General features: G+C 68.5%; 17 protein-coding genes. 5 read left to right on the top strand and 12 right to left on the bottom strand.

What is annotated here, in order from left to right; all coding sequences use genetic code 11:
- The first annotated feature begins 67 nt into the window (after positions 1–67).
- Positions 68–2212, top strand: a complete 2145-nt coding sequence (locus EV645_RS13845; protein WP_130443291.1) for an MMPL family transporter — start codon at positions 68–70, stop codon at positions 2210–2212.
- A gap of 2 nt (positions 2213–2214) precedes the next feature.
- Here the strand turns inward: EV645_RS13845 and EV645_RS13840 are convergent, their stop codons facing one another.
- The 9 genes from EV645_RS13840 to EV645_RS13800 all read right to left on the bottom strand — a co-directional run bounded on the left by EV645_RS13840 (position 2215) and on the right by EV645_RS13800 (position 12573).
- Complete coding sequence (locus EV645_RS13840) at positions 2215–2565, bottom strand: VOC family protein (RefSeq protein ID WP_130443289.1); 351 nt, start codon at positions 2563–2565, stop codon at positions 2215–2217.
- Positions 2566–2625: 60 nt separating this feature from the next.
- Positions 2626–3762 carry an N-acetylmuramoyl-L-alanine amidase gene (locus EV645_RS13835; RefSeq protein WP_130443287.1) on the bottom strand — a complete coding sequence of 379 codons (1137 nt, stop codon included), beginning with the start codon at positions 3760–3762 and terminating at the stop codon, positions 2626–2628.
- A 55-nt stretch (positions 3763–3817) separates the two neighbouring features.
- Positions 3818–4147, bottom strand: a complete 330-nt coding sequence (trxA, locus tag EV645_RS13830) for a thioredoxin (protein ID WP_130443285.1) — start codon at positions 4145–4147, stop codon at positions 3818–3820.
- A gap of 35 nt (positions 4148–4182) precedes the next feature.
- Positions 4183–5163 (bottom strand): thioredoxin-disulfide reductase, encoded by a 981-nt coding sequence (gene trxB / locus EV645_RS13825; RefSeq protein ID WP_130443283.1) that lies wholly within the window; start codon positions 5161–5163, stop codon positions 4183–4185.
- Between the two features lie 96 nt (positions 5164–5259).
- Complete coding sequence (locus EV645_RS13820; protein WP_130443281.1) at positions 5260–6021, bottom strand: hypothetical protein; 762 nt, start codon at positions 6019–6021, stop codon at positions 5260–5262.
- Between the two features lie 117 nt (positions 6022–6138).
- A complete protein-coding gene (sigM, locus tag EV645_RS13815) occupies positions 6139–6852 on the bottom strand; it encodes an RNA polymerase sigma factor SigM (RefSeq protein ID WP_242000374.1) in 714 nt (237 codons plus the stop codon).
- Positions 6849–8513: a protein kinase family protein gene (locus EV645_RS13810; protein WP_130443279.1), complete on the bottom strand. Its 1665-nt coding sequence runs from the start codon at positions 8511–8513 to the stop codon at positions 6849–6851. The genes sigM and EV645_RS13810 overlap by 4 nt, the downstream gene beginning before the upstream one ends.
- A gap of 102 nt (positions 8514–8615) precedes the next feature.
- Positions 8616–10262: a murein biosynthesis integral membrane protein MurJ gene (gene murJ / locus EV645_RS13805; protein ID WP_130443277.1), complete on the bottom strand. Its 1647-nt coding sequence runs from the start codon at positions 10260–10262 to the stop codon at positions 8616–8618.
- Complete coding sequence (locus EV645_RS13800; RefSeq protein ID WP_130443275.1) at positions 10255–12573, bottom strand: DUF6049 family protein; 2319 nt, start codon at positions 12571–12573, stop codon at positions 10255–10257. The genes murJ and EV645_RS13800 overlap by 8 nt, the downstream gene beginning before the upstream one ends.
- Before the next feature lie 63 nt (positions 12574–12636).
- Here EV645_RS13800 and EV645_RS13795 point away from each other — a divergent pair, with 63 nt between their 5' ends.
- Both EV645_RS13795 and EV645_RS13790 read left to right on the top strand, forming a co-directional pair.
- Positions 12637–14058 (top strand): CCA tRNA nucleotidyltransferase, encoded by a 1422-nt coding sequence (locus tag EV645_RS13795; protein ID WP_130443831.1) that lies wholly within the window; start codon positions 12637–12639, stop codon positions 14056–14058.
- A 190-nt stretch (positions 14059–14248) separates the two neighbouring features.
- Complete coding sequence (locus EV645_RS13790; protein WP_130443273.1) at positions 14249–14860, top strand: YgjV family protein; 612 nt, start codon at positions 14249–14251, stop codon at positions 14858–14860.
- Here the strand turns inward: EV645_RS13790 and EV645_RS13785 are convergent.
- On the bottom strand, positions 14857–15306 hold the full coding sequence (locus tag EV645_RS13785; RefSeq protein WP_130443271.1) for a GNAT family N-acetyltransferase: 450 nt from the start codon (positions 15304–15306) through the stop codon (positions 14857–14859). The genes EV645_RS13790 and EV645_RS13785 overlap by 4 nt on opposite strands.
- Before the next feature lie 67 nt (positions 15307–15373).
- Between EV645_RS13785 and EV645_RS13780 the strand changes: the two genes are divergently transcribed.
- Complete coding sequence (locus EV645_RS13780) at positions 15374–16639, top strand: amidase (protein ID WP_242000373.1); 1266 nt, start codon at positions 15374–15376, stop codon at positions 16637–16639.
- On the opposite strand, the gene EV645_RS13775 is transcribed toward EV645_RS13780, so the two are convergent.
- Complete coding sequence (locus tag EV645_RS13775) at positions 16599–18500, bottom strand: discoidin domain-containing protein (protein ID WP_130443267.1); 1902 nt, start codon at positions 18498–18500, stop codon at positions 16599–16601. The genes EV645_RS13780 and EV645_RS13775 overlap by 41 nt on opposite strands.
- A 113-nt stretch (positions 18501–18613) precedes the next feature.
- Between EV645_RS13775 and EV645_RS13770 the strand changes: the two genes are divergently transcribed.
- Entirely contained in the window at positions 18614–19627 is a 1014-nt protein-coding gene (locus EV645_RS13770) for a LacI family DNA-binding transcriptional regulator (protein WP_130443265.1), read from the top strand.
- Here the strand turns inward: EV645_RS13770 and EV645_RS13765 are convergent.
- Positions 19624–20814 carry an RNA polymerase sigma factor gene (locus tag EV645_RS13765; protein WP_130443263.1) on the bottom strand — a complete coding sequence of 397 codons (1191 nt, stop codon included), beginning with the start codon at positions 20812–20814 and terminating at the stop codon, positions 19624–19626. The genes EV645_RS13770 and EV645_RS13765 overlap by 4 nt on opposite strands.

The following is a 20814-nucleotide window of genomic DNA, read 5'->3' as shown; positions in this document are numbered from 1 at the left end:
ATGTCTGTTAGTGTCGAGAGGCAACATGTAGCTAATCTACGCATCAAGCAGTGAGGAGGCCCCGGCGATGACCGTGGACACCCCCGTACGACGACCGCCCGGCACGAAACCGCCGGGCCTGCTCCATCGCGTCTCCGGCTGGGCCATGCGGCACGCCAGCCTGGCGCTCGTGCTGTGGGTGGTCGTGCTGGCCGCCGTCATCGCCGCGGCGACCGTGGTGGGCGCGAACTACAAGAACGACAACTCGCTCCCGGGCACGGACTCGCAGCGGGTGACCGACATCTTCCAGGCGCATCAACCGAAGGGCGATACGGCTTCGGTGCAGCTCGTCGTTCAGGCCGACGGCGGGCTCGACGCGGACAAGAGCCGGGTGGCGTCGATGCTCGCGGTCGTCCGGACCCTGCCGCACGTCGCGTCGGTAGCGGATCCGTTCACCGCCCCGGGCAGTATGTCGACAGATCGACGTACGGCGTACTCGACCGTCAGCCTGGATGTCGCGCAGACGGATATGCCGGTGGAGGACGTGCGGACGATCATCCAGCGGGCGCAGGACTTCGCGCGACCCGGGTTCCAGGTCGAGGTCGGTGGGGATCTGGCGCGGAACGCCGCGGACAGCGCGGGCGGTGCGTCCGAGGGTGCGGGCATCCTGGCCGCGCTGGTGATCCTCGTGTTCCTCTTCGGATCGTTGCTCGCGGCAACACTTCCGTTGTTGACCGCCGTGTTCGCAGTCGGCAGCACCGTCGCGTTGCTGATGCTCGCGTCGCACCTGTTCACGGTGCCGGAGTACACGACGCCCGTGATGATGCTGGTCGGGCTGGGGGTCGGCATCGACTATGCATTGCTGATCTTCTCGCGCTATCGCCATGAGCTGTTGAAGGACGGGACGGACCGGGAGACGGCGGCGATCGTTGCCTTGGACACCGCGGGTCGTTCGGTGCTGTTCGCCGGCTGCACCGTCGTGATCGCGTTGCTCGGATTGCTGGCGCTCGGGCTGGGTTCGCTGCAGGGCGTTGCGCTCGGTGTCACGTTGACCGTGTTGATGACGATGCTCGCTGCGGTGACGTTGCTGCCCGCGTTGCTGACGTTGTTCGGGAAGCGGATCGAGCGGAGTGTCCGCAAGCATGCCGCGAAACAGCGTCGTACGCCTGGTGAGGGTTGGCGGAAGCTGGCCGCCCTGGTGCAGCGCGGGCCGTGGGTGCCGTTGCTGCTCGGGGTCGTCGCGTTGGTCGCCTTGTCGCTGCCGGCGTTGAACATGCGGCTCGGGTTCGCCGATGCGGGGACGGACGATCCGGCGAAGACCAGCCGGAAGGCGTACGACCTGCTGGCCGACGGGTTCGGGCCCGGGTTCAACGGACCGCTCGTCGTGGTGTCCGAGGGCGACCGGACCGCGGCCCAGATGCTCGGTCAGACGCTGGCGGCGGATCCTGACATCGCCGCGGTGACGCCGCCGCAGCTGACTCCGGACGGCAAGATCGCGACCGTACTGGCGTTTCCGAAGTCGGCTCCGCAGGACGCGGCGACCAGCGACCTCGTGCAGCGACTGCGCGACGACACGTTGCCGAAGCTCGAGGCGCAGACCAGGGCGACGTACCTGGTCGGTGGAGCGACAGCGGCGGCCGACGACTTCGCGGCGGCGGTCAGCAAGCGGCTGCCGATCTTCGTGCTCGTGGTGGTGGGGTTGTCGGCGCTGCTGTTGATGGCCGTGTTCCGGTCGGTGCTGATCCCGTTGAAGGCCGCCGTCCTCAACCTGCTCAGCATCGGCGCTTCGCTCGGCGTGATCACGCTGGTGTTCCAGCAGGGCTGGTTCGGCGCGCAGGCGGGACCGATCGAGGCGTTCGTACCGGTGATGATCTTCGCGATCGTGTTCGGGTTGTCGATGGACTACGAGGTGTTCCTGGTCTCGCGGATCCACGAGGAGTGGCGACGTACGAAGGATGCCCGGGCCGCCGTCCGCGAGGGACTGGCGACCACGGGCAGTGTGATCACGGCGGCGGCCGCGATCATGATCGTGGTGTTCGGCGCGTTCCTGCTCAGTCCGGACCGGATGCTGAAGCAGTTCGGTCTCGGCCTGGCGACCGCCGTCCTTCTCGACGCCCTCCTGATCCGCTGCATCATCGTCCCGGCCGTCCTGCGCCTGATGGGCAACCGTGCCTGGTGGCTGCCTCGCCGGCTCGACCGGGTGCTGCCGAAGATCGCCCTCGAGAAGGACTGACCTCAGCCGTTGGCGGCCACGCCGATCTTGTGACCTTGTGCGTCGGCGAACACGCCGAAGCTTGTACCGGGGACCTGCTGGGCGGGCTGGACGATCCGTCCGCCCAACTCCTCGGCGCGCGCGAGCGTGGCCGCGACGTCCTCGACCGCGACGAAGAACAGCACTTCGTCCTCGGCGCTCTGCCGCGGGCTGATCGCGACGTACGTCCCCTCCGGCCTACCGGTGTCGATGAACGTGTAGCCCGGGAACGCGCCCTCGGACGCGACCTTCCACCCGAACAGCTCAGCGAAGAACTGCCGGGTCTTGTCCGGATCCGCCGATCGGATCTCGGCGTGGACGACTGGATGTGCCATGAGCCCCTCCTAGGTCAACTGATGCTCAACCAGTTGACGAACGGCCCATCCGGAAATCGACTAGACAGTCAGTTGCCCGAACCGGAGCATGCCGGTGGCGGCGTCCTGCTCCGGCGGCAGGTACACGCGCTGGATGGCGACCACGATCGATTCCGCGATGACATCGCGGAAGGCCGGGTCGGCCAGACGGGCGGAGTCGTGCGGGTTCGTGACGTAGCCGATCTCGAGCCGCACCGCGGGCATCTTGGTCCGCCGCAGCAAGTCCCAGGTCTTCGCGTGGGTGCGGCAGTTCAGCAGGTCGGTCCGCGCGACGATCTCACGCTGGACCAGGCCGGCGAACTGCTCCCCGACGCTCGACGAGGCGCCGTGCAGGTCGTTGCCGTAGTAGTACGTCGCGACGCCCTGCGCTTCCGGGTTCATCGAACCGTCGGCGTGCAGCGAGACGCACAGGTTCGCGTCCGTCTCGTTCGCGAACGCGGCCCGGGCCAGCTCGTCCGGCCCCTGATCGCGGCCCCGCGACAAATACGCCCGTACGCCGGTGGCGCCGAGCCGACCCTCGATCCGGGCCGCCAGGTCGTACGCGATATCGGACTCGCGCAGGCCGTAGCCCTCCCAGCCGTAGTCGAATCCGCCGTGGCCCGGGTCGATCACCACGGTCTTGCCGGACAACCGCGGTCCGGCGGCGCGGACAGCCTCGCGGGCCCGCAGCGCGTCGGGGCGGCCGCCGGTCGCCATCGGGCGGATCCGCTGCAGCGCCTTGAACGTCGACGGTCCGCAGGTCCCGTCACCGGGAAGCCCCATGTTCCGCTGGAAGTCGGTGACCGCGCGCTGGGTGTCGGCGCCGAAGATCCCGTCGATCCGGGCAACCGCGAACCCGAGCTCCTGCAGCTTCGCCTGCAGGGCCAGCACGTCGTCACCGGACAGCGGGTGCGACGGGACGAACGTCAGCAGCCGGTCGCCCAGCCGCCACCGTGCGTCGTCGATCGCCCGATAGGTCTGCGGGCCGACGATCCCGTCGATCATCAGCCCGCGTTGCTGCTGGAACCCCCGGACCGCGTGCGCGGTCGCCTCGTCGTAGACGTCGTGACCGCCGGCCAGCAGCCCCAGCCGCTGGAGCTTGCCGACGATCTCGGCGACCGCTTCACCGCTGTCGCCGATGCGGTACACGCCGTGCGGGCCAGACGGTGACACTGCCATGCAACTGCTCCTTGCCGTGGGCGGACGGGTGCGTCCTCGGTAGATCTCAGGTGTATCAGTCCGTGAAGGCGGACAGCTCCTTCAGCAGCGCCGCCTTCGGCTTGGCGCCGACGATGGACTTGGCCAGCTCACCGTTCACGTAGACGTTGATCGTAGGGATACCGGTGACCTTGTAGTTGCTCGGGGTGACCGGGTTCTCGTCGACGTTCATCTTCAGGAACGTGATCTTGTCGCTGTGGTCCTGCGCCAGCTCCTCCAGGATCGGCGAGACCTGGCGGCACGGGCCGCACCACTCGGCCCAGAAGTCCACCAGCACCGGCTTGTCGCTCTTCAGCACGGTCTGGTCGAACTCGGAGTCGGTGACAGCGTTCATCTTCTCGCCCATGGGCGTATCTCCTTCAGTGGTTATGAGAGTCAGGTTCAGACAGAGACAGGCTCGGTGCTGGCGGCCGCGTGCTCCGCGTCCTCCAGCGTGGCCAGGTAGCGCTCGGCGTCCAGCGCCGCCGCACAGCCGGTGCCGGCCGCGGTGATCGCCTGCCGGTAGGTGTGGTCGACCAGGTCGCCGGCGGCGAACACGCCGCTCAGGTTGGTCTCGGTGCTGCCCTGCTTGACCAGCACGTAACCCTCTTCGTCCAGGTCTACCTGGCCCTTGACCAGCTCCGAGCGCGGGTCGTGCCCGATCGCGATGAACAGGCCGGTGGCCGGCAGCTCGCGGGTCTCGCCGGTCTCGGTGTCCTTCAGCGTCAGGTGGGTCAGCTTGTCCTCACCGTGGATCTTGTCGACGGCGGAGTTCCACTGGAACTCGATCTTGTCGTTGGCGAACGCACGGTCAGCCATGATCTTCGAGGCCCGCAGCTCGCCGCGGCGGTGCACCAGGTGCACCTTCTTCGCGAACTTGGTCAGGAAGGTCGCCTCCTCGACGGCGGAGTCGCCACCGCCGACGACCGCGATCTCGTGGTCGCGGAAGAAGAAGCCGTCACAGGTCGCACACCAGGACACGCCGTGCCCGGACATCCGCTCCTCGTCGGACAGGCCGAGCTTGCGGTAGCCCGAACCCATGGCCAGGATCACGGTCTTGGCCCGGTGCTCGGTGCCCGCGGAGTCCGTGACCACCTTGATGTCGCCGGTGAGGTCGACCTTGGTGACGTCGTCCGGCACCAGCTCGGCGCCGAAGCGCTCAGCCTGGGTGCGCATCTCGTCCATCAGGGCCGGGCCCATGATGCCCTGCGAGAAGCCGGGGAAGTTCTCCACCTCGGTGGTGTTCATCAGCGCGCCACCGGCGGTGACGGAGCCTTCGAAGACCAGGGGCTCGAGCGCCGCGCGAGCGGCGTACACGGCGGCCGTGTAACCGGCCGGGCCGGAGCCGACGATGATGACGTTGCGAACTGTGGAGTCGCTCATTCAGGCGTTCCTCGGGGAGTCGAGATTGGTACGTCGTACTCAACGGATCCTAGAGGCCGTCCATTCCCACGGTACCCACCCTGTAGGGGTGGGTCGTCATCGGTTGCGCAGTGTCACCGTGGTGTCGTAGAACGGGCTGGCAACTCCGCCCGGATCGCTACATCCGGTGACCGCGAACACCTGGATGTCGCGCGACGAACCGCCTTGCAGACCGATGATCGTGGCCCGCTTGCCGTCGATCTTGGCGGGCTGGACCAGCCGGACGTTCGGGTTCGGGCGGCCGGACGCGAACGTCCGGGCACAGGCCTGCTCGGCCGCCGAGCCGTGCATGATCGCGCTCGGCGTGTGCTCCAGCCATTGCTGGATCTGCGGGCCGAGGTTGTTGGTGGTGATCGTCACCGCGTCCGCGGGCGGGGTGTTCTGCTCGGTGCTCGCCGCGCCCTCGGGCGCGTTGTCCTTCGTGGCGAACACGACGCCGACACCGATCGCGGCGATCAGTACGACGCCGGCCGCCGCGCCGAGCAGCTTCGGCAGGTGGCGGCGGGGCTCCTCGCGGATCTGGGCCAGCGAGTGCACGCCGACCGTCGAGGCACGCAGCACCGACTCCGACACGATGACAGCGTCCAGGTGTTCGGCGACGTCGGCCGGCATCGGGATGTCGGCGCGACCCTCGTCGGCCAGGTCCTCGGACAGCTCCACGAGGGCGTCGTACGTCTGCTGACACTCCGGGCATGCCTTCACATGCTCACGAGCGCGGTGCGCCTCGGGCGCAGGCAGCAGGTTCTCGATCAGATCGGCGATCGTGTCCGTGTCCAGGTGCTCGAGGTGCTCACTCGTCGGCAGACCGGATTCGGTCATCGGGGCTCGCCTCCTCACAGGAGGTATGCGGCGGCGTGATCATATGAAGCTCCGGGTCGAAGACAGATGCAGTCAGGTCGCCACAGGCAGGCGACTTCGCTTCGACGGTGTACCCGTTCATTCGGTTCCCACCGCTTCGGCGGCGGATTTCTCCGGTACGTCGGACTCCCGCGTCGTCTGCCAGTGGCGCAGTAGCGGCAGGAGCTTGGCGCGGCCGCGGGCGCAGCGGGACTTGACCGTGCCCGGGGCGCAGTCGAGGATCGCTGCCGCCTCCTCGATCGAGTAGCCCTCCATGTCGACCAGGACCAGCGCAGCACGCTGGTCCTCGTTGATCTGCTTCAGGGCGTTGAGCACGTCCAGCCGGCGCTCCCGGACCTCGGCCGGGTCCTGCTCGATCGGTCCGGCCAGCTCGGCGGCGCGGTCCTCGTCCTCGGGAAGCGGGTCGGCGGCCCGCACCTGACGGCGACGGATCCGGTCGAGACAGGCGTTCACGACGATCCGGTGCAGCCAGGTGGTCACCTTCGCGTCCCCGCGGAACGAGTCGGCCCGCCGGAACGCCGAGATGAACGCCTCCTGCAGCGCGTCGGCCGCCTCCTCGGGCTCGCCGAGGGTGCGGATCGCGACCGCCCACATCCGGTCCCGGTGCCGCTTGACCAGGAACCCGAACGAGTCCGGGTTGCCGGCCACGTGCATCCGGAGCAGCTCGTGGTCGTCGAGCTGGTCGTAACTCGTCGGCGCACCGGCGTGCGCAGCCTGAGGCACCGGTTCGCCGGCGCCGATGCGCGGGACGTCCGGGCGGGGCTGGTCGCCCGAGTCCAGGTGGGCCGTCATTTCTGGATTGAGACCTCCGAGATGGTGCCCCGGTACTTGCCGCCGCTGTCCTTCGGCAGCTTGGTCAGCCAGACGAGCACGTACCGCGTCTCGGTCGGCGCCGAGGGGGTGAGATTCACCGTACCCTCGGGCTGGTCCTCCTGGGTGGCGACGGCCTTCCAGCCACTGACCGCCGGCGGCGAGGTGCTGGTGTCGCCCACCGGAACCATCAGCTGAAGGCTGGTGTCGTCACCCTGCACAGCTACCGAAACCTTCGACACGGTGGTCGGCGCGCCGAGGTCGTAGATGATGCCGACACCCGGCTTCTGTCCGCCGAGGTTCGCCTTGCTGTACGACATCGTCGTCCAGGTCGTGCTCGCCTTGCCGTCGTAGGTGTTCGGCACGTCCTCCGGGTGCTCCTCGCCGTTCCCGTCCGGCTTCGGGTCGAAGTCCTTGGCGGCGACGATCTTGGCCGGGCCGCCGGTCGCCGACGGCGTCGTGCTGGTCTGCGGCGGGGCACTGCTCTTCGCACCGCCGCCGTTGTTGTCCTGGTCGTTGTTCATCGCGCCCTTGAGCAGGAACTGCGCCATCGCGATCACCGACAGCAGCGCGAGGATCGCGAGCAGGATCAGGATCCGGCCGCCCCAGGAACCCTTCGGCTTCGGCTCGTCGTGCCGGCGCCGGCCGTTCCCGTTCGACGGCGGGGGAGTCTGGCGGCGGACCGGACGCGTCTCGGCCGCGGTGTTGTACGCCGGTTGCGGCTGGCCGTACCCGTTCGGCTCGGCGTCGTACGCCGGCTGCGGGTTCGGGTCGAGCGCCGGCGGACCGGACTGCGGCACGACCTGCGTGGCGTCGTCGATGCTGCCGTTCTGCCGGGCCACCTGGACCGTCTCGTCCATCTGGTTCGGCGGCTCGTGCGAGCTGCCGACGACTCCGGACAGCGCAGCCGACAGGCCGGCCGCGCTGGTGATCGGCGGGGCGTGGTGCCGTGGCGGGTCACCCAGCAGCCGGTCGCAGATGTCGTCCAGCGAGCGCGGTACGCCGGCTCGCACCTGGCGTGGGCTCAGCAGACGGCCGTGCTCGACCGGTGCGGGCTGGAGCCCCCAGGCCGGTGCCGGACCGGGCCAGCGGCCGGTCAGCGACGCGAACAGCAGCTCGCCCAGGGAGTGGACGTCCTCCTCGGGAGAACCCGCTCCGGACGAGCGCAGCGCCGCCTCGGTCGCGACACCGACGACCTTGATCGCGCCGGCGTCGGTGATGATCACGGTCGCCGGGCTGATCGCTCCGTGCGCGAAGCCGGTGCGGTGCAGGTTCTCCAGCGCTTCGGAGACCTCACGGGCCAGCCAGCCCGCCTGCTGTCCGGTCAGCGGCCCGGTGCCGAGCATGCGCTCCAGGGATCGCCCGCCGGCCCACTCGCGGACGCAGTAGGTCACGCCGTCGTGCATGTCGCAGTCGAGCACCCGCAGGAAGCGCGGGTCGTTCGCGGCGGCGGCCCGGCGTGCGGCGTCGAACAGCAGGTTCGTCCGCGGATCACCGACCGGCAATACGTCGACGACGACGGCGCGGCTGAGCACCTCGTCCACGGCCCGCCACACCCGCGCACCGTCGATCTCGGCCAGCAGCTCGGCGATCCGGTACCGCCCGGCCAGCAGGGCACCAGGACTCACGGTCTGGTTCGACACGGTGTCTCTCGCCCTCCTTGATGCCCCAGCGGCCCTTTCGCAGCCCCATGTTAGTGCCCGTTGACGCGGACACGTGGTGCACGAATGCACAAGCGTTCCGGTTCAGCGGCGCACAGGCAACTTCGATGTGACCATGGACACCACGTCGTTCACTTCGTGGATACGGAGTACCCGGGACACAGCGGCGTAGACCGGGAGCATGACGATCGCCGCGATCGCCAGCTCGAGGATCGCGCCGAGCGGTCCGGACCATTCGATTTCCAGGCTCAGAACCCAGATCACCGCGCGGGCAATGCCGGCGCCGGCCACGGCAGCGATCACCATCGCCAGCAGCGGGAGTCCGATCCCCGCACCGGGCACGCGCGGCACCTTCCGCCGCAGCACCGGCCGGGAGATCAGTACGGCGACCAGGTAGGCGAGCGCGTACGCCGCCCCGAGCATCACGCCGCTGAACCGCAGGTGCTCGGCATCGAGCAGCACGCGGACCCCGATCACAGCGGCGGCGATGTTGGTTGCCGCGATCACGCACTGCAGGAAGAACGGCGTCTTCGTGTCCTCGAAGGCGTAGAACGTGCGCAGCTGGAAGTACTGCACGGTGAAGGGCACGATGCCGAGCGCCAGCGTCATCAACGTGTACGACATCAGCGTCAGGTTGTTCTTGCCCGAGCCGTACCCGGCGATCAGCGTGACGATCGGATAGGCGAACGCGATCATCGCGGCGGCCGCCGGTACGACGATCGCCAGCGTCTGCCGGATCGAACGCGCCGACAGCTGGGCCACCGCGGCGGTGTCGCCCTCGGCCGCCAGCGCGGACATCTGCGGCAGTGCGGCGGTCGCCAGCGAGACCGTGACGATGCCGTGTGGCACGAGGATGATCAGCATCGCGGTGCTGTACGCGAACAGACCGGCCTTCGCGCCCGGGTCGTCCGACGCGCTACCCGCGATGGCGAGCTGCGTGACCACGACGAGCGTCACCTGGTTCACGGCGACGAAAAGAACCGTCCAGAGGCCCAATCGGGCAGTGTGCCCCAGACCGGTACCGCGGAGGCCGAACTTCGGCCGATAGGTGTGCCCGCTCGCCTTCAGGTACGGCAGCAGCACGAGCAGCTGGACGGCGATACCGATCGTGTGCCCGAGCCCGAGCAGCAGCTCCTCGCCATGGCTGTACGTCGGAGGCGTGTCGCCGACCCGGTAGACGAACAGGAAGATGACGATCGAGGCGCACGCGACGATGTTGTTCGCGATCGGCGCCCACATCATCGGACCGAACCGGCGCCGCGCGTTCAGCACCTGACCGACCAGGACGAACGCGCCGTAGAAGAAGATCTGCGGCAGGCAGAGCCGGACGAACATGACCATGTTCGCCTTCTCGGTCATCCGGGACGGATCGTGCAGCTCCTTCGGCAGGTACAGCTCCGCGATCGCCGGCGCGAGCAGCACGCACCCCACGGTGACGACGGCGAGTACGACGAAGCCGAACGTCAGCACGCGGTTGGTGAAGTCCTGACCGTCGTCGTCGTGGTTCTTGATCGCGCGGACCAGTTGCGGGACCAGCACGGTGTTGAACACCCCGCCCGCGAGCAGGATGTAGAGGCTGTTCGGGATCGTGTTCGCGGCGGTGAAGATGTCGCCGCGCAGCGCGGTGCCGATGGCGGCGGCGAGCAGGGCGATCCGGATGAATCCGAGCAGGCGGGACAGCACCGTTCCGGCCGCCATCACCGCCGCGGATCGCAGGGTGCGGTCAGCCATCCTTCGAACCGACTCCTTCTTTCAATGACGCATCCGGAGCCGCAGCTTCGGGTACGCCGTTCGCCTCGGGGCGATCGTGGGCGGGATCAGCAGTGTCAGCGGGATCGCCAGTGGCTTCCGCAGTGGCATCCGCGGTGACTTCCGGGCCGGCTTCCGCAGCGGGGTTCGGGTTGCGGCGCTCGGTCCGGATCCGGCGGTAGATGCGGACGAATGACGTACCGAACAACAGGGCGCAGGCGGCGCCGACCAGGATCCAGCCGACGCTGCCGTACTGGCTGGCCTGGATCAGCAGCTCCTGCGACTTGCCGACCGACTGGCCGCCCGCGGTGACCACCTGCGCGTTGGCGCGGATCAGACCGTTCTGCTCGGCGCTCGCGGTGATCCGCGGCGTCCACTTCTGCTTCGGGCCGAGTACGGCGGTCTGCGGCGGCGTGATCTTCAGGTCGGAGCGGTTGGCGGCAGTGACTTCGATGCCGACCCGGACCGACCACTCGGTGTCGTTGGTGATGGTCAGCGGGAACGTGCCCTTGCTGCCGGCCAGATTGACCTTGATTTCCTTGCGCAGCCCGCGGTCGACGCTGGCGTTGACCAGGTGCACCTTGCCGAGCTGCTGGTTCGCCGAGCCGAGCTCGATCGCCGCGAAGTGCCGGGCCTCTTCCGGATAGCCGTTCCAGCCCGACGACGTGGACCGCAGGAGTGCGTGCGTCATCACTTCCGGCAGGGCGTTCTCGTCGACCAGCAGGTTCTGCATCGTGCTGGTCGCGGCGTCGAGGTCCCGGACGCTGCTCAGCTGCGCCTCGGTCAGTACGCCGTTGGTCTCAGCCGCCTTCGGTGCTCTGGTGACCTGCGGCCTCGGGTTGCTCGCCACAACCGTGCTGACGTCGGTTGCCTTGATCCACGGAAGAGACAGGCTGGCGGCGAGCTGTGCGGTGGCGGCACTGTCGTTGTCCCAGCCGCGCGGCGGCAGCACGACTACCGACGCGGGGGTGCCCTTGCCGGCGGCGATCAGCGCGGTCTCGGCTGCGAAGCGCTGGCGGACCTGCAGCGGGCTGGAGGCGGTCTCCTGGTCCGGTCCGCCGCTGGTGAGCGACGAGTCGGCGATCACGGTCCGCACCAACGTGTCAGGGCCAGGTGTCATCACGTCGTACACCGGGGTCGACGTGAGCACCGGCCGGGTCGCGGCGGACCACGAGGAGCTGCTGACCAGGTTCAGGTCGCTGTCACTCGCGCCGGGGAAGCCGGTGGAGGCTGCGCCCAGGTAGCGGCCCGCTGCGGCGCCGCCCTCGAGCCACAGGCCGTTCGTGAACGACACCGGGACGTCGGCGGAGGCGCCGGACAGGATGTAGCCCTGGGTCGTCTGGCGGGCTCGGGCAACCAGGTTCTTGAGCGGGTCACCCGAATCGAGCAGTCCGGCCACGTCAGGGTCGCCGTACGGAAGGAGGACGACCTGGTTGCCATGGGCGCGGGTGACGTCGAAGTCCTTCAGCCATGCGATCGCGTCGGACTGTCCGGCGCCCGGAGTGGACTCACCGTTCTGAGCGACGATGACGTAGCCCTTCGCCATCTGCTTGATCTCGTCGAGCATCGCGGGGTCGAGCAGCCAGGTGACCTTGCGCTCCTTGCCGAGCGCAAGCAGGCGGCTCAGCGAGCCGGTGGGTGCCAGCGCCTGGGCGAGGGAGTCATTGGCGAAGTTCTTCCCGCCGAGCTGGGTCGGGCGGTGCCGCAGTGGGATGACGAGCGCGGTGTCGACGGGGCGGGCCAAGGGCGTCGTACCGGCCACCGGCATCAGCGTCCGGGCGCGGCCGGCCATGATCCGGGCGCCGTTCTGCGGCTCGCCGCGGAACGTGACGCCGACGACGTACACGCCGGTCTGGTCCTGGATCCGCCATTCCTTCCACGGCACCGTCAGCGAGAACTCGACGGTCTGCTTCGGCGCCAGCGGCTGGTCGAACGGCTTGAACGTCTGCGGGTCGTTGGTCAGATTGCTGCAGCTGTCCCGGTCGTTCATCGCGACGTTCTGCTCGGTCGGGATCGCCTCGACGGCGGCGGTGCTCGCGAGCCGGGTGCGGTCGATACAGGCCAGCGCCTGCGGATCGTTGAACGTCACCGCGCTGGTGTTCGTCACCCGGCCCTTGATCACCACCGGCTGGCCGGGCTTCGGAGCGACCGGGCCGAACGAGTCGATCGTCACCTGGACGGTCGGATCGTCGGCCGGTGCGGCGTCGGCCGGAGCGCCGAGAGTCGCTGCCGAGGCAGCAACCAGCAGGCAGGCACCCGCCACCGCAGAGAGCCTCAGTCGCCGTCTGAACACGCCGTCACCGTAACCTAGTTCCCCGTGTCACCCTTTGCCGACCAGTCAGCCTCCGCCGGATCGTTGCCCGCGCTGCAGCGACAAGCCGTCCAGGCCTTGCTGCAACTCGCTCCGGTGGTCGACGAACTGGGCTCCCGGTTCGATGCCGCCGGCCATGAGATCGCCCTGGTCGGCGGTCCTGTCCGGGACATTCTCCTCGGGCGGGGGAGCAAGGATCTGGACTTCACCACGTCAGCGCACCCCGATGTGATCGAGCGGTTGCTGTCCGGGTGGGCGGACCATGTCTGGGACATCGGCAAGGCGTTCGGCACCATCGGTTGTCGTAAGGGCGAGTGGGTTCTGGAGGTCACGACCTACAGGTCGGAAACCTACGATCCCACCTCGCGCAAGCCCGAGGTCGCCTACGGCGACAGCCTGGAGGGCGATCTGGCCCGCCGGGACTTCGCGATGAACGCGATGGCGGTCCGGCTGCCGTCGCGGCAGTTCGTCGACCCGTACGGCGGGATCACCGACGTCGCGAACAAGGTGATCCGGACGCCGGGCACCCCGGAGGACTCGTTCTCCGACGACCCGCTGCGGATGATGCGCGCGGCCCGGTTCGCCGCGCAGCTCGGGTTCACGCCCGATCCCGCGGTGGTGGCCGCGATGACGGCGATGGCCGACCGGATCACGATCGTGTCCGCGGAACGGGTCCGGGACGAGCTGGAGAAGCTGATCTGCGCGGACCAGCCGCGGATCGGGCTCGGTCTGCTGGTCCAGACCGGGCTGGCGGAGTACGTGCTGCCGGAGCTGCCGGCGCTGCAGCTCGAGGTCGACGAGCACCACCGGCACAAGGATGTGTACCAGCACTCACTCACCGTCCTCGACCAGGCGATCGACCTCGAATCGCGTCTGTCTGTTCCGACGCCCGATTTCGTCATTCGGTTCGCCGCACTGATCCACGACATCGGGAAGCCGAAGACCAAGCGCAACGAGGCCGGCGGGAAGGTGACGTTCCACCACCACGACGTCGTCGGGGCGAAGCTGGCCCGGAAGCGGATGAAGGCGCTGCGGTTCAGCAATGAGCAGATCGAGCAGGTCAGCAAGCTGATCGAGCTGCACCTGCGCTTCCACGGGTACGGCGACGGCGAATGGACGGATTCCGCCGTACGGCGTTATGTCCGCGACGCCGGCGACCAGCTCGAGCGGCTGCATGTACTGACCCGGGCCGACTCCACCACGCGCAACAAGCGCAAGGTCGAGATGCTGCGGGCGGCGTACGACGACCTCGAGGCGCGGATCGCACGGCTCCAGGAGCAGGAGGAGCTCGATGCCCTGCGCCCCGACCTCGACGGCAACCAGATCATGCAGATCCTCGGCATCCCGCCGGGCCGCGAGGTCGGCGAGGCCTACAAGTTCCTGATGGAGCTCCGCCTCGACGAAGGCCCCCTCGACGAAGCCCGCGCCCGCGAAGAACTACTCCGCTGGTGGGCCGCCCGCACCTAGCTCCACGCGGCCTCCAGCCGGCCCGGACTGCCACCTTGGGGAGGATTTCCCACCGAATCCGGCACAAAATCCTCCCCAACCTCGATGTCCCTCAGCCACCTCAGCCACCGCGCAGGTGGTCCGACGTTCCGGATGCGCTAGGTGCGGCGTCCAGCAGCAGGAAATCGGTCACGGGATCTAGTCTCGCGGTGTGGACGTATGGAGCATCATCGGGTGGGGCGGATCTGCGCTCGTCGTGTGGTCGTTGTTGCAGACGCGGATCCTGCGGTTGCGGATCCTGAACCTGATCGGCTGCGTGATCCTGGTCGGCTTCAACGCCGCGGTCGGCGTCTGGCCGATGGTCGGCATGAACGCGGTGCTGGCGGTCATCAACGTCGTCCATCTGTGGCGGCTGCTGCGGCACCGGCACGACGAGACGGCGTACCAGGTGCTCGAGGTCGACAAGACCGACTCGTACCTCGGGTACGTGCTGGATCGGCATGCGAAGGACATCACCCGGTTCAACCCCGATTTCACGGCCGGGGCGAGCGAGTACGCGTTCCTGGTCCAGCACGACGACCGCACCGTCGGCGTGGTTCTTGCGCACGACGCCGGCACCGGCCGCGCGCAGATCGACCTCGACTACGTCGTCCCGAAGTACCGCGACTTCACCCCCGGCGAGTTCGTCTACCGCCGCAGCGACGTCTTCACCGACCACGGCTTCCACCAGGTCCTCGCCCCACCGCGCATGCTCGACTCCACGCCGTACCTGAAGAACCTCGGCTTCCACCGCGACGGCGACCACGTGGTGCTGAACCTCTAGAGGTCCTTCGCGAAACAGAGCGAGGCTGGTTCGTGCTCGAAGGGTGGGTACGGCGGGGTCGGCCGGTAGCCGTGGTTTGTGTAGAGGGCTATCGCTTCGGCTTGTTTGGTGCCGGTTTCCAGGCGGAGACGCGTGAGGCCGGCGGAGCGGGCTTGGGATTCGACAGCGTCCAGGAGGATGCGGGACAGGCCCCAGCCGCGCGCGGTCGGGGCGACGTACATGCGCTTGATCTCGCCGAGGGCGGGGCCGACCGGCTGGAGACCGACGCAGCCGACCGGGGTGCCGTCGAGAGTGAGCAGGGTGAACGTGATGTCGGGGTGGAGGGCGACGAGCGGCTGGTCCTCGCCGTACATGGCGGCGAGCTCAGCCTGCTGAGCGGCGGCCAACGCCCGGATGGCGGGGTCCGTCGCGGGCATCGCCTGCAGTTCCACTCCCTCGATCACCATGTCCCGGACGGTAGCAACCTGGCATGACGCCCCTGTTTCCGTTTCCTCTCCATGGTCTGATGGGCCGGTGAGGACGCTCGAGGAAACTGCCGCCGGGGTTCGTGACGGGTCGCTGGACCCTGTTGAGTTGGTTGAGGTGGCGTTGGCGCGGGCCGCCGATGCTGCGGAGCTGAATGCTGTTGTGCACCTGGATGTGGAGGGTGCGCGCAAGGCGGCCGCGGCGCATGACCGGGGTGGGGCGCTGGCGGGTGTGCCGGTGCTGGTGAAGGAGATCGTCGAGGTCGAGGGGCTGCCGTACCGGTGTGGGTCCGCATCGATGGATGAGGTGGGCCGGAAGGACGCTGAGGTCGTACGGCGGTTGCGCGCGGCCGGCGCGATCATCATCGGGCTGTCGCACACGCATGAGTACGCCTACGGCTGCACAGGTACGTCGAACCGCGTCGGCCCGTGCCGGAACCCGCATGACTCGTCGCGGATGACAGGTGGTTCCAGCTCCGGGTCAGCTGCTGCGGTAGCGGCCGGTGTGGTGCTGCTGGCGATCGGCACGGACACTGCGGGCTCGGTGCGCATCCCGGCTGCACTGTGCGGGGTCGTCGGGTTCAAACCGTCGTACAACACGATCCCGGCGGACAGAGTGTTCCCGCTGTCGCAGTCGCTCGACCACGTCGGTGTGCTGACCCGCACCGCCGCGGACGCCGCCTACGCGCTCACCGCTCTGGGCGGGCTGAGGGCTTTCGACCTGCTTGAGCCTCGGCTAGGTGTGGCAACCAACCCCGAGTACCTCCGACTCACCGCCGAGGCACGCCCGGCGTGGTCTGCCGCGTTGGAGACGTTTGACGCGCTTGACGTGCAGCTACCGGAGTGGTCGCACAGCTTCACGACGGCAGCCAACCTCCAAGGCCCTGAAGCGGTGGCGAATCACTTGGGACGCTCCCACGACCGGTACCAACCAGATGTGCAGCAGCGGCTGCGTGAGGCTTCGGCTGTGCAGCCAGCTGACTACACGCGCGCACAGGAAGACGCGATAGCGATCACGCGGCAGCTGGACGCTGTGCTGCAACAGGTGGACGCAGTACTCACGCCGACCGTCCTGACCACCGCGCCGCTCATCACCGAAGCGGCCACGCCCGACGGCGGACTCGAAGTACGCAAGCAGTTGCTCAACAACACCCGCCTGGCCAACCTCACCCGGCACGCCGCGGTCAGCATCCCGTTACCGACCGACGGCCTCCCCGTCGGCCTGCAGATCATTGCTGCAAGCAACGAGAAGGCCGCCGCCGTCGCGTGCCGGCTCAGCGATAGATTCGGATATCAGCCAGACTCCACCAGTTAGCAGCCGATCCCGTCGACGTCACCCGCACGTAGCGCGCAAACGTCGGCCGTAGCTTGACCGTGGTGAGTTGCCCCGTGGATGTGCCGGACGCAACCGTCTGCCAGCTCACACCATCTTTGCTGACAGCAACCTCGTAGCCGCGCGCGTAGTCGCCGACATTCCCACCGCTGTCCAGAGCAACCGAGCGGAACGTCTGCGTCTTGCCCAGATCCACCTGCACCCACTGACCGGGCGTCTGCGCGGCCTTGCTCTGCCACACCGTCGACCCGTCCTGATCGGTCAACAGCCCGGCATCCGCACCGTTGTCACTCGCCGTCGCACCGGCAACAGTCAGCTGCTGCGGTACGTCGGTTGCCGGCCGGCCCCAGGTGTACGTCGCAATCGCTCCGCCGGGCAGCTCGTAGTCGAACGACTTGTCGCCCACCGCGACCGTGAAGCTGCGCGGGTCGTCGTTCTCGTTGTGCACCAAGAGCGCAGTACTGCCGTCCGGGTTGCGGAAGGCGGCGGACATCAGTTGCCCGTTCCATCCGGTCGTCCCGTACGACGTACTCCCGATCCGCACCGCGCCCGGTCTCACGAACTTCGACAGGTGACCGATCGTGTAGTACTCCGCATCCGTCGTCACCGTCCCGTCCGGCTGCAGCGTGACCAGGCCGGTGCACGTGTCGCAGCCGCCGAGGTGCGGGCCGCCGGTGGAGTCGAGTGCGATGTTCCAGTTGACGACCGACTTGGCCCAGTTGCGCGTCGTACCGAGCATGAGCGTGCGCGCGTGCCAGGTCAGCGTGCCGCGGAAGATCTGCGGAGGGGTGTCGGTCGGCCCGTGCGAGCCGGAGCACTCGGTGAACCAGATGCCCTTCGACGGGAACGCGTTGTGCAAGTCGGTTTGCTTCGAAGGGTCGCCGGAGTAGCAGTGGTACGCCGTACCCGCGATCCACTTGGCCGCCGGCGTCTGGAGCAGCTTGTACGGGTAGTCGGTCTCCGGGTCCTCACCAGGCGGCGTCGAGGCGATGTCGCCGGGATGCGTGGTCCAGTTGTGGTCGTAGCCGAGGATCTTCGTGCGCGGACTCGCCTTCTGCAGCAATGGACCCAGGGCGGTGATCACTGCTGCTTCCTGGCGAACCGGCATGTCCGTGCCTGGATAGGCGCTCGGCTTGCGGTTCTGCGGCTCGTTCTGGATGGAGAGGAAGTCGACCGGTACGCCGGCCTTCGCGTACGCCTGGACGAACTTCACCAGATAGCGCGCATAGGCGTCGTACACCTTGGGGTCATCCTTGAGCCGGCCGCCGACGAGCGAGTCCGCGGTCTTCATCCACGCGGGCGGGCTCCACGGCGTCGCCATCACCTTGAGCTGCGGGTTGAGCTGCTTTGCCCGCCGCAGCAACGGCAGCACCTGCTGCTGATCGTGCGCGATGGTGAAGTGCTTCAGACCGAAGTCGGTCTGGCCGGCCGGCACGTCGTCGTACGTATAGTGCTCGGCCGCGGCGGTGAAGTCGGACGAGCCGACCGGCTGACGCAGGAAGCTGACGCCGATCCCCTGGCGGGGGTCGAACAGCTTGCGCATCGTCTGCTCGCGGTCGGCCGGGCTGAGCCGGTACAGCACGTTCGCGGACGAGTCCGTGATCGAGGCGCCGAAGCCGTCCATGGTCTGGTACGACGTCCGTGGGTCGACCGTGATCGTGGTCCGGTCACTGGCTCCGTCGTGGAACGTGACTGGCGTGCGCTCGTGCAGCAACTCGGCGCGGTCCGGCGTGGTGACCCAGACATTGACCTGGGTCGTCGGGGGATGGGCCTGGGCCTGGGCAGGTCCGGTGAGTGACGCCACCGTGAGAGCAAGGGCGACGCCGAAGGCGGGTGTTCTCATCGCACTCCTCAGGGATGAAACAAACGGCCACAGGACACGCCCGCGATCGACCACTGTCAAGGTCTGGGAGCGTAGGTCTAGAGTGCTGAGCGTGAAACAAAGTGATGTAACAAATGCCGCGCGCTAGAGCGACGATGCGCGACGTCGCGGCTGCGGCCGGGGTGTCGCTCGCGACCGTGTCCCGCGTGGTCAACCGGGTCGGCGGCATCGCGCCGGAGACTCGGCGGCTGGTCGAGCAGGCGATCGAGGACCTCGGGCTGCCCGCGCCCGTGCCGCGCGGCGGTACGCCGAAACCCGTCGAGGGCGGCGTCTACGTGCGCTGCCCGTACGTGCTCACCGACTACTTCGGCCTGATCGTCTCGTCGATCGCCGAGGCCCTCGACAGGCACGGTCGACAGGTGATCCTCAACGCCGGCGAGGCGACGCAGGACGATCCCGTACTGCGTGGTTTGGCATCCCGGCGTGACGTCGGTGGCGCCGTACTCATCCTTCCGCCGGAGTCGAGCGAGGACCTGGTGCGGCTGAGCTCGCGGCGCTTCCCGTTCGTCGTGGTCGATCCACGGACCGCGCTGCCTCGCGACATCCCGTCGGTCTCGGCCGCCCACCACTCCGGCGCTCGCCAGCTCACCGCGCACCTGACCGCGCTCGGCCACACTCGCATCGGCGTCATCGCCGGTCCACGCGAATGGCTGGCCGCGGACGCCCGGCTGAGCGGTCACGCCGCTGCTCTCGCCGATGCGGGGATCCTGCCCGACGCATCGCTGGTCCGCCACGACCAACCGACCACGGTGCACGGCTACCGGGCGGCTTTGGAGCTCCTCGACCTCGACCCGCGCCCGACCGCCTTGGTCGCGTTCAACGACAAGGCCGCGATCGGCGCACTTCAAGCCGCCGCCGAACGTGGTCTGTCCGTCCCGCGCGATCTCTCGATCGCCGGCTTCGACGACCTCGACCTCAGCCGCGCAACTACTCCTCAGCTCACCACGGTCCGCCAGCCGCTGCAGGAGATGGGCCGGATGGCCGTCAGCCTGCTGACCCGCCTCCTGGATCATCACGAGCTCGAGGCGCTCCACGTCGAGCTGGCGACCGAGCTGATCGTCCGGGGCAGCACGGGCTCACCCCGCTAGCGCTCGCGGAGACGTGCCGCGCGGTTGCGGAGGTAGCGCTGCTCGGGGGTGTTCGTGGTGAGTTTTGCCGCTGACAGGTAGGTATCGGCCGCTTCTCGGTGATCGCCTCGCAGCTCGAGGAGATGCGCCCGGACGGCATGGAAGCGGTGGCCGCGAAGCGCGCGCTCGTCGGTCGACAGCGTGTCGAGGAGCCGGATCCCTGCCTCGGGGCCGTGCACCATCGCAGTCGCGACGGCCCGGTTCAGCCGGACGACCGGACCGTCCAGCAACGGTTCGAGCAAGTTGTACAGGGCAAGGATCTGCCGCCAGTCGGTGTCCCGGGCCGTCGTCGCCTCGCTGTGGACGGCAGCGATCGCGGCCTGCAACTGGTACGGCCCGAGTGTCGTCGTACGCATCGCCCTGGTGATCAGCTCGGTGCCCTCGTGGATCGCCGCCTGATCCCAGCGCGAGCGGTCCTGCTCGTCGAGAGGGACGAGCGCGCCGTCGGCCGTCGTACGCGCGGACCGGCGAGCGTCGGTCAGCAGCATCAGGGCCAGGAGCCCGGCCGCCTCACCGTCATCGGGCAGCAGACTGTGCAGCATCCGGCCGAGCCGGATCGCCTCCCGGGACAGGTCGGCCCGCGCGAGCTCGTCGCCGGCTGTACTCGTGTAGCCCTCGTTGAAGATCAGATAAAGAACCTGCAGTACGGCGGCCAGCCGCTCCTCGTAGTCGTCGGGCCGACGGAACGGTTGTCCCCGCAGCTTCTGCTTCGCGCGGCTGATCCGCTGCCCGATCGTCGCTTCGGGAGTGAGCAGAGCGGCGGCGATCTCGCTCGTGGTCAGGCCGCCTACCGCTCGAAGCGTCAAGGGGATCTGGGACGCGGCGGGCAACGCCGGGTGGCAGCAGAGGAACAGAACCGTCAGCGAGTCGTCGGTCGCGCTGACCGGTGCCGGAGCGATATCCGGCGTACGAACGGCGTCCTCCCGGTGCCGGCGGGACTCCTCGTTGCGCAACAGGTCGATCAGTCGCCGGGAGGCGACCCGGATCAGCCAGGTCCGTGGCTCATCCGGGACGCCCTGCTCGGGCCACTGTTGCGCGGCGACCAGGAGAGCCTCCTGGACCGCGTCCTCACACGCCTCGAAATGGCCGTACCGGCGGACCAGTGCGCCGAGCACCTGCGGGACGAGGCTGCGCCACAGCTCCTCCAT

The sequence above is a fragment of the Kribbella rubisoli genome (assembly GCF_004217145.1).
GTDB classification, from domain to species: domain Bacteria; phylum Actinomycetota; class Actinomycetes; order Propionibacteriales; family Kribbellaceae; genus Kribbella; species Kribbella rubisoli.
The sequence above is the reverse complement of the archived record's forward strand: the minus strand, read 5'-3'. Positions and strand labels throughout refer to the sequence as shown.